This is a genomic window from Colwellia sp. F1, from assembly GCF_056238625.1.
The window spans coordinates 1-9185 of sequence record NZ_JBWDLI010000005.1; the positions used below are offsets into that span (position 1 = coordinate 1).

General features: G+C 36.0%; 10 protein-coding genes. 7 read left to right on the plus strand and 3 right to left on the minus strand.

Going from position 1 to position 9185, the window contains the following annotated elements; translation table 11 throughout:
- Positions 1-237: 237 nt before the first annotated feature.
- On the minus strand, positions 238-1011 hold the full coding sequence (yaaA, locus tag AC0UA9_RS05770; RefSeq protein WP_475658209.1) for a peroxide stress protein YaaA: 774 nt from the start codon (positions 1009-1011) through the stop codon (positions 238-240).
- 335 nt (positions 1012-1346) lie between these two features.
- Here yaaA and tal point away from each other — a divergent pair, with 335 nt between their 5' ends.
- From tal to AC0UA9_RS05790, 4 genes are all read left to right on the plus strand, one after another.
- Positions 1347-2315 (plus strand): transaldolase, encoded by a 969-nt coding sequence (gene tal, locus AC0UA9_RS05775; RefSeq protein WP_475658212.1) that lies wholly within the window; start codon positions 1347-1349, stop codon positions 2313-2315.
- Between the two features lie 105 nt (positions 2316-2420).
- A complete protein-coding gene (locus tag AC0UA9_RS05780) occupies positions 2421-2738 on the plus strand; it encodes a DUF3545 family protein (RefSeq protein ID WP_475658214.1) in 318 nt (105 codons plus the stop codon).
- Positions 2739-2901: 163 nt separating this feature from the next.
- Positions 2902-3702 carry an alpha/beta fold hydrolase gene (locus AC0UA9_RS05785; RefSeq protein ID WP_475658216.1) on the plus strand — a complete coding sequence of 267 codons (801 nt, stop codon included), beginning with the start codon at positions 2902-2904 and terminating at the stop codon, positions 3700-3702.
- Between the two features lie 234 nt (positions 3703-3936).
- Positions 3937-4335: a hypothetical protein gene (locus AC0UA9_RS05790; RefSeq protein WP_475658218.1), complete on the plus strand. Its 399-nt coding sequence runs from the start codon at positions 3937-3939 to the stop codon at positions 4333-4335.
- Between the two features lie 137 nt (positions 4336-4472).
- Here AC0UA9_RS05790 and AC0UA9_RS05795 read toward each other — a convergent pair whose 3' ends face one another.
- Positions 4473-5324 carry a tRNA pseudouridine(65) synthase TruC gene (locus tag AC0UA9_RS05795; RefSeq protein WP_475658220.1) on the minus strand — a complete coding sequence of 284 codons (852 nt, stop codon included), beginning with the start codon at positions 5322-5324 and terminating at the stop codon, positions 4473-4475.
- A gap of 92 nt (positions 5325-5416) precedes the next feature.
- On the opposite strand from AC0UA9_RS05795, the gene AC0UA9_RS05800 reads away from it, so the two are divergent.
- The 3 genes from AC0UA9_RS05800 to AC0UA9_RS05810 all read left to right on the plus strand — a co-directional run bounded on the left by AC0UA9_RS05800 (position 5417) and on the right by AC0UA9_RS05810 (position 8042).
- On the plus strand, positions 5417-6505 hold the full coding sequence (locus AC0UA9_RS05800; protein ID WP_475658222.1) for a DUF3549 family protein: 1089 nt from the start codon (positions 5417-5419) through the stop codon (positions 6503-6505).
- 44 nt (positions 6506-6549) lie between these two features.
- Positions 6550-6852, plus strand: a complete 303-nt coding sequence (locus AC0UA9_RS05805) for a DUF3301 domain-containing protein (protein ID WP_475658224.1) — start codon at positions 6550-6552, stop codon at positions 6850-6852.
- Between the two features lie 290 nt (positions 6853-7142).
- Complete coding sequence (locus tag AC0UA9_RS05810; protein ID WP_475658227.1) at positions 7143-8042, plus strand: hypothetical protein; 900 nt, start codon at positions 7143-7145, stop codon at positions 8040-8042.
- A 123-nt stretch (positions 8043-8165) separates the two neighbouring features.
- On the opposite strand, the gene AC0UA9_RS05815 is transcribed toward AC0UA9_RS05810, so the two are convergent.
- Positions 8166-8915, minus strand: coding sequence for a YehS family protein (locus AC0UA9_RS05815; protein WP_475658230.1), 750 nt, complete (start codon positions 8913-8915; stop codon positions 8166-8168).
- Positions 8916-9185: the final 270 nt, after the last annotated feature.

Below are 9185 nucleotides of genomic sequence, written 5' to 3' on the forward strand. Positions count from 1 at the left end.
ATAACTTATTAAAACGTCCTGTTGGTTAAGCTTTTTGGCTGAACCCCTTGGAACTGGAGCGCATTGTAGAGAGTTTTCAGAATGGTTCAAGCTTTATTTTCAAGTTTTTGTTTGTTCGCAGATAAATCGCACTAAATGCGGGATTAACAAGCTAGCTGAGTGTTTTTTATCATACCCTATGCTATTCTGCTCACTTATTTGCTTATACCGTCAAGCCCCCCAAAGAAAAGTCCCTGCTTATATTTCTTTGCGTGTAAAAACAAGTTCATTACCTTGAGTTAAATCAGGATTGTATTGGTAACCTGCTAAGTCAAAGCTCTTTAGTTGTTCTACATCGGTTATCTGATTTTGAATTATATAACGTGCCATTAAGCCTCGTGCTTTTTTAGCATAAAAACTAATTATTTTATATTGACCGTTTTTCCAGTCTTTAAATTGTGGAGTAATAATTGATGCTTTTAACAGTTTAATATTAACGGCTTTGAAATATTCATTTGACGCCAAGTTAATTAAGATATTGTCGCCTTGCGCGGTTAGTGCTTTATTTAATTCATTAGTAATAATATCTCCCCAAAACTGATATAAGTTTTTACCGCGCACATTATCTAACTTAGCGCCCATTTCGAGTCGGTAGGCTTGAATTAAGTCTAATGGTTTTAACAAACCATATAAACCAGATAATATACGAAAATGCTGTTGGGCAAATTTAAAATCCTTTTCACTGAAAGATGCGGCATCTAACCCACTATAAACATCCCCATTAAAGGTTAATATTGCTTGACGTGCATTTTCACTAGTAAATGGTTGTGACCACTCACCAAAACGTGCCGCATTTAATCCCGCCAACTTATCACTTAATTTCATTAACGAAGCAATTTGTGCTGGTGAAAGCTTGGCACAGCGCTCGATTAAGATTTCACTGTGTGATAACAAACTTGCTTGGCTCGATTGAGTAGTTGCCAAAGGTGATTCAAAGTCTAACTTTTTTGCAGGTGAAACAACAAGTAACATAATATAACTCGATTCTATTTTTTAATATAGTTTATAAGGCAAACTATAACATAGCTTACAATTTAAGTGAGCGTGTCAACTATAATAAATTACATCACTGCTGTTCACCTTAATACTGGCTAAAGTTTTACCTAAGTTACAGAGAAATTGCTACATTTATTGACTTAATGTAGTAACATTTCATCGTGCATACCCAAACCACTTAAATTTAAGCTTGCATGCTTTAGGTGGCTTGGGTATATACTCAAAAAATTAAATTCTGTGCTTAGGTAGCTGAACAATTCATGGGTATAGATTACGTATTCATATTTTAGCAAAAACATATAGGTGTCATTATGACAAACACTTCTTCACAACTTGAACAACTAAAGCAAATGACCACAGTAGTTGCCGATACCGGTGATATTGAGGCCATTGCTAAATTTAAACCACAAGACGCAACAACCAATCCGTCTTTGTTATTAAAAGCTGCCGCATTACCTTTATATAAAAATTTGTTAAAGGATGCTGTGACATGGGCTAAAGCTCAATCAACTGACACAACTCAGCAAGTTACCGACGCAGCAGATAGGTTATCTGTATTAATTGGTTTGGAAATATTAAAGACAGTTCCTGGACGCATATCTACGGAAGTAGATGCTCGTTTATCTTTTGATACACAGGCTTCAGTTGCTAAAGCACATAAATTAATCGCAATGTACAATGAAGCTGGCATTAGTAATGACAGAATTTTAATTAAGCTTGCATCAACTTGGGAAGGGATTAAGGCTGCTGAACAGCTTGAAAAGGAAGGGATTAACTGTAATTTAACATTACTTTTTAGTTTTGCCCAAGCAAGAGCTTGTGCTGAAGCAGGTGTTTACCTTATTTCACCATTTGTCGGCCGTATTCTTGATTGGTTTAAAAAAGATACAGGTCGCACTGAGTATCCCAGCGATGAAGACCCTGGTGTCATTTCTGTTACTACTATTTACAATTATTACAAAAGTAAGGGCTATAATACGGTTGTGATGGGTGCTAGTTTTAGAAATATAGGCGAGATTCTTGCGCTTGCCGGTTGTGACCGCTTAACTATTAGCCCTCAACTTATGGATGAACTAGCTAACAGTAACGCTATTGTTGAGCAAAAGCTTAGCGCTGAAAATAGTCAAGCCGTAGCATCTGATGAACAACCGTTAACGGAAGCGCAATGGCGCTGGCAGATGAATGATGACGCAATGGCTACTGAAAAACTTAGCGAAGGTATTCGTAACTTTGCCATTGACCAAGTAAAACTTGAGCAACAATTAGCACAAATGCTATAAGCAATTATGCTGTCACTGCGCATATTTTTTTTATGCATTGACCTTGTAGAGTTATTTAACACTTCTGATACTGTTTTTTAAGGATATAGGCAGCAATTAAAGTATATGAAAAACGCACATTCTTTTAAAAAATGTGCGTTTTTTATTTCTCATTCTTTAAAAAATATGATATTAAAACTAAGACGATTGTTTGTATTTTATAGAAAATCTATTAATGTTTTTACACAAGAACTATTAAGGGGTACATTTATGGATAGCTTAAAGCAAGAGTTAGCATCAGGTAGCCAAGCCGTTAAAGATAAGCCTGTGGCAAATAAAAAAGGTAAGTGGCGTGAAATCGAGCAGTTGAAAGATAAATATCAGCTGGAAAAAGAACTAAAAATATATGAAAACTCGTTAGAGTATATGCTAGAAGAATTTTAATTTACTCGTTTATTGAATAAACTACTACCTAAACCCAGCTATGCTGGGTTTTTTATTGCTAATTGTTCCCCTTGCTCTAAGAATGAGTGTTGACAAAATTCAAACAACCGTTTAACTTCCTTAATCTTTATTATTTAATTTTAATATGGGTACTCACTCTTATATGTCAAAAACACTGATTAATTTTGTACACGCCAATGGTTTTCCGTCAGGTAGTTACCAAACTCTCTTTAATTATTTACCTGAAGAGTACCAAGTTATTGCACACAATATGTATGGACATGATGAGCGCTACCCTGTTGAAAGTAATTGGCAGCCTTTAGTTGATGAACATATTAGCTTTGTAAAGCAACAGATAAAAATTAACCAAGAAGCAAAAGTAATTAATGTAGGCCACTCTTTTGGGGGGGTCATCGCTTTTATTGCTGCTTGCCAACAACCTAGTTTATTTAAAGGCTTGGTCATGTTGGATCCCCCCGTCATCACAGGCGCAACTGCTTTTGCAATGAAGTTTATAAAGCGCACGCCCTTCATTGATAAGTTCAGCCCTGCCGGTAAAGCAAAAGTAAGAAGAATACATTGGCCCTTAAATACTGATGTAGCAAAACTCTTCGCTCGTAGATCACTATTTAAAAATTTTGATCACCGCTGTTTAACAGATTACGTTAAGCACGGTATTATTGAACGTAATAATCAGTTAGAGTTAGCTTTTTCTGCACAGGTAGAAGCTGATATTTTTAGAAATTTAGCCGATAATTTATCCCGCTATAAAAACAAACTACAGATTCCAGCAAGTTTAATATATGCTGAGCAAACTACTGTTTGCCCTCATGTTTTTTTTAAGAAATTTGCTAAGTTAAATAAAAACATTCAATTAAGCACCACACCTGGTGGGCATATGTTTCCTCTTGAACAGCCTGAAAACACAGCTAATATTATAATAAATAAAATTGAAGCTTGGTAACAATAGACTCCCTTACTCTTGCATAACAGCAAAAATTTGACGCTGATATATTAGCTTAAAAATGAATACGATATATGAGTAAAACTCGGTTAACATATATAAGTACATTATAACTTCTCTTTTATTTACAATGCATTATACGAAAAAGTGAAACTTAACCTTGTCAAAAAAACAACTGGCATAACACTTGCTCCTTCTTAGTAATAGAAATTATTTTTACTATGAAGGTTGTTTATGCATGCTCTCAATATATCTGATTTAAACTCATCCACTATAAAACATAGTATGACTGTATTATTATGCCTATTTTTATTTGCTTGCAGTTCGACAGAAAAAAATAATTATACTAGCCGGACCGATAATCACTATAATTCTGGTTATATTGGCGAGGGTTTTCCACGCACCAAGTTTACTCTTAACAGCAAACGCACTATTAAAAACACCCTTGTCTCAGATCATCAGTTAATGCTATCTTTGCTAAATAGAGCAGTGACAACAGACCGCGCAATGATGCTTGCCTTTGAGCATAAAAGAGCTCGTTACAATCCTAACTATTCAAGTTATGCAGTGAAAATCAGAGGGGATAAAAGCGCTGATAGTAGGGACATGAGAGCTGAAAACTTTTATACATAACTTATCTCACAAGATATAAACGCAATTGATATTCGGGCGCCTAAATAAACTAGCGTGGCTTAAGTAAGATAAACAACTATTTTAAGGCTCCGCATTCAATAATCAAACAAGCAGTATCAATATTGAGGCTAGCCAGTTTATATGTTTGCTATTGACCAGTTAAGCGCTTTAAAAACCTGTTGCCACTGAGTATCAAATTCAGCGGTAATTGTCACTTTCTCTTGGGTAACAGGGTGAATAAAACTGAGTGACTTAGCAATAAGCATTAAACGTTTAAAACCAAAGTGATTATGAAAGAATGGGTTTTGTTTATTGTCTCCATAATTTATATCACCAATAATGGGATGGCGCAAATGTGCTAGGTGCCTTCGAATTTGATGTCTTCGTCCAGTTACTGGTGTTAGTTTGACTAAGGAGTAACGAATACTAGCAAACTTTCCTAAGGCAATCGGTAAACTTACTTGTTCTATTGTTCGGTAATAAGTCTTGGCCTGTTGAGGCGCTTTATCACGGTTGACATGTTTATCACCTAGCTTGTCTAACTTCTCTTTTAGAGCATAATCTATTAAGGTATTGTGTCCCACAATGGGTAAATGTCCACGCACCAATGCGTAATAGGTTTTATTAAGCGCTACATTTTTATTTTGTTCTTCTGCTTGCTCATTTGTTATGCCTAGTTCAGCTGTTACCTCATTTGATTTATTAGCAAAAGCTTCGTTCATTTTTCTGGCAACTGCTTGGGTTAAAGCAAATAAAAGTACGCCAGATGTTGGCCTGTCTAATCGATGCACAGGGTAAACATACCTGCCAATTTGATCACGAACCAATTGTAATGCAAAGTACAGTTCATTTTTGTCCATAAAGCTTCGATGAACAAACAAACCTGCAGGCTTATCTACAGCAACGAGATACTCATCTTGGTACAGAATAGTTAACACAGGTTTTTCAAGGCCAATTTCAGCTGTTGGCTTATTGTATTGGTCAGACATAAGTACACATTTACTTTTGCTAGGTATGCGCATTATCTCTATAATAGCCCATAGACTCAATCCTTCTTTACTTTGGCTAATTAATTTCTCCTATGCATACTATTGATACTATTTCACAGCTTTTACACGCATCCAACTCTCAGTTTCGCCTTTATGATATTGGCCGAAAAATAGAAAAAATATCAAAAAAAACATTTGAACAAATAGAGCTAAATCAACTACCTTATCCAACTCCTACCCAAGGCCATGCCTGTATTGCTATCGCGTTTTGGCAAAAAAAATCACCGCAACCTTATTTATGGTTAGTAAAATTTCCTCTTGATGAGCGCGGTTTGTTAAATCAAGGTGCTAGAAATCACTTTATTGCAATTATCATTGAAGCTTTAGGCCGTGACCTCACACAAGACGCTAATGAACAGCAAGAAGCGCTATTAAAGAATAATCCCTATTTATTTACCCCTGCACAATACAAGCTAGCTTCATTAAACAGCAAAATAAAGTTTGAATTGAAACAACCTTCTAGTGAATATTTAATGCCATTTTTAACTTACCTTAATGGTGAAGAAGTAGGAGATGTTAACAAAACTAAAGCAGGACATTGGCATACTTGGCAACAAATCAGTGTGCAAGGTATAACTGATTTTGCTGCTCGTATAAATGAGCAAACTTCAACGACAAAAAGTAAAAAACAGCTATTAATTGACGCTCTACCCCATCTGCCAAATGAAGTTATAACCCCTTTATGTAGTGCATTAGAAAATGAAGCACTGCCTGTTGAATTAATAAATGCTTTACTAAACCTATACGACACAAGTTGTTTAGAAGGTAACTCCGTAAAAGACGATACAATACAACTACAACAGTCTTTACTCCGCAGCTTAGCAAGCAGTTGTCATAATACTCTTGTGAAAGAGTTTATTGATGGTCTGCTTAAACAAAACAATATAGTACCTGAAATATTGATAACACTTTCTGGCCGCTGCTGGACGGCACTTGCTGACCCTAAGCAATTAATCGCCTTTTTAGAGCACTTGATTGCCTGTGAAGATCAAGCTCTATTTAACTACATATTTAAAGACTTGGTAGCAATTCCGACTATCCGCCCGATCATTTTTGAATGCATGCGCTCACCTGAGCGCAGCAATGCCTTATCACATGCTATTGGTCAACTGTTTAACTAAATAACCATATTCTAAAACTTATCATTTAAGGTATAGCAAACACGATGGAAAATATATATTACTTATTAATACTTTGTTTAATTTGTTGGTACTTTATTTTTATGCGAAAAGTGTCTGAAGCTGCCCTTACACACGCGAACCGGTATTGTGAACAAAGTCAGTTACAATTTATTGCTATTGCACGGCGTTCAAGCAGGTTAACATTTAATAAAACACACGGTCTAGTATGGTTTAGCATATTTGATATCGAATTTAGTGGTGATGGAGAGTCAAGTCATCACGCAACATTAAGTTTGTATGGGCTAAAGTTAGCGAGTGTTGATGTTCCACCTTATCGCGTTAATTAAAACGAGTGTTTTTTATTTTAGCGCTAATATCATAGGAAGCTATTTTGCAGTTTTTGAAGTCTCTTTTTTGTTTACAAGGTTGTGATAACCGAGTGCGTTTTTTTAGCATTTTTAGTGCTGTTCACTTGCTATTTATTATGTTGTCTGCAGCATTGATTAACAACATAACAGTGTCTCTAATTATATCTTGTCTATTGGCGTTTATACTTTTATTAACAACTGTAAGGCGCTTGCACGATGCAACTCTTAATAAAAAGTGGATTTTAGCTCCTAATTTATCGTTTATATTCGTGGCTATTATTATTATATCGACGAAACAAAGTACTTTTTATTATTTACTTATTGTTCCCGCGCTTTGCTCAGCAGCTTTTTTAACTTACCCAAGTAAAACAAAACGAACCTATATCTTAGGTTACTGTGGCCCTGTTGATCTAAAAGCGTATCAACAAGCACATAATCCAAGTAAACCAGCAAGACTTCGAATTGAGCCAACACTTATTAGTACTAATACAGACAGTGTTGCTAATGCTATACACCAACCTTCAAACAACCATGGAGCAGCAGTGCTACACAACAAGGGTGACAACTTTCAAAACAAAAGCCCTATGGACAAAAAACTAGATATTGGTGAGCAACTACGTCTGAAAATTTTGAGTAACACCAAGACACAATTAGCTGCTATCGCTATCGTGGGTTTAACCATAATTGCGGTTGCAACATCATGGTTAATTACTATTTTAGACTCACCCGATGAGGCTAGCATTAAACCAGATGAACCCCCAACAAACCTTAACTCCCAATCTAATATTACAAGAAATCACCCATTAACTATGCCTGATAATTACACCTTATATTTATCACAGTACAATGGCATTAGTATTAACTGGCAAGCAGATGAGGTGCAAAACACTGTAATATGGTCACAATTAACCTCCAAAGGTGACAAAAGTTGCCAAGCAGTAAGTTTTGATAACGGCCAATCTATCCGTACTCTGTCGGTACAGGTTGAGAAAGCTTCCGGCGAGAATAATGATTATTATGCTACTTTTTCACCCTTAGACAGTGAGACGTTAGTCCAAGCCTTGGCGTTTCGTGGAAGTTTCAGCCTGTGTGGTTATAATTTTTCGTTAAAAGGCAGTCAGGCAACCTTGGCTCAAAGTGAACCATATAAGCGTTGGGTGAACTATTAAAGATAAATGCAAAGTCGTCAGCTTAAGTTCTCCTTTGCTACCATCGCACTCTGTCAATGATGGTAGCCTGCTTGTTTCTTACTGAAATTAATGAGCTAAACAGATGATTATGCCCCCAAAATGCTATGTATTTTTGTTCGACTGCCTGGCAAGGTCTTCTAGCTTTAGTTTTAACACTTTGCGAGAGGGCTTTTCCTGAGCACTTTTATTAGGGTTCTTATAAATTTTACTGGCGTTAGGCCGTGCACCTTCAACCCGTGGTTCAGTATTCTTGTTTTTCCTTTTATAGGAATTGTTTTGGCCAGTAATTTTAGTATGACCTTCTTGAGGCTGGCCTTGTGGTGCAGTGTCTTGCAATCTATTACTAGTAGTGAACCCTGGTTGAGGGGAATTGTGTTCAATTTTTTTAGTTCGAGCAACATGATATTTTTTATCTATGGCTTGCAGTAAGTTGCGCAATACTTGATCTTTACATTCTTTATAATTTTTATGTTCTGGTTTTCTTGAAAAAGCACTAAGTTCCGGTTTATTTAACCGAAAGTCTACATGGTTTAATAATTCAATTAACTCTTCAGCTCTTAAGTTAAGTGCAATTTTTAACTTGGTAAGTATAATGTTATTAGTTAAACGTTTTTCAGGAACCGCAAGAGGCCCTTCTTTTTTACCACGCTTCTCGTTAATAAAACCGTTTAAAAATGTCGCTAACTCTGTATCACTGCAGCTGATAAAATCGGTATCACTATCTTTTTTTAACCATTGACTGACCTGCTCTCTGGTGACCTTAAGCCCTGCTGAGGAAAAAATTGCGACCATTTGTTTATCATTATAGTTAAAGGTATAGCGTAACCGGCGCAGAACGTCATTATTATTCAAAGTGTTTCCTAATAAAAAAGTGATAATACACAGAATGGGGTTAAAGTCATTTTAACAGCTTTAGGTAACTATTATACCTATTTGAATCAATTTTCCTTTTCCAGGGGACCTGTTTATATGCTGAGTTCAAATGCACTTAAACAAGCTCTGGACGATCAAAAAGCGAGCTTAAAGCTCGCTAAATTAAAATTAAGACCAATACTAGCGCCTAACCACCGCATTTTTTTGATTTAGCTTTACTCTCACCGCACTTGCCTTCACCACATTTCA

What these genes read in the sequence shown, in the direction of transcription:
- yaaA (WP_475658209.1), bottom strand. Translation starts at nt 1,011, where the DNA reads ATGTTACTTGTTGTTTCACCTGCAAAAAAGTTAGACTTTGAATCACCT.
- tal (WP_475658212.1), top strand. Translation starts at nt 1,347, where the DNA reads ATGACAAACACTTCTTCACAACTTGAACAACTAAAGCAAATGACCACA.
- AC0UA9_RS05780 (WP_475658214.1), top strand. Translation starts at nt 2,421, where the DNA reads ATGAAAAACGCACATTCTTTTAAAAAATGTGCGTTTTTTATTTCTCAT.
- AC0UA9_RS05785 (WP_475658216.1), top strand. Translation starts at nt 2,902, where the DNA reads ATGTCAAAAACACTGATTAATTTTGTACACGCCAATGGTTTTCCGTCA.
- AC0UA9_RS05790 (WP_475658218.1), top strand. Translation starts at nt 3,937, where the DNA reads ATGCATGCTCTCAATATATCTGATTTAAACTCATCCACTATAAAACAT.
- AC0UA9_RS05795 (WP_475658220.1), bottom strand. Translation starts at nt 5,324, where the DNA reads ATGTCTGACCAATACAATAAGCCAACAGCTGAAATTGGCCTTGAAAAA.
- AC0UA9_RS05800 (WP_475658222.1), top strand. Translation starts at nt 5,417, where the DNA reads ATGCATACTATTGATACTATTTCACAGCTTTTACACGCATCCAACTCT.
- AC0UA9_RS05805 (WP_475658224.1), top strand. Translation starts at nt 6,550, where the DNA reads ATGGAAAATATATATTACTTATTAATACTTTGTTTAATTTGTTGGTAC.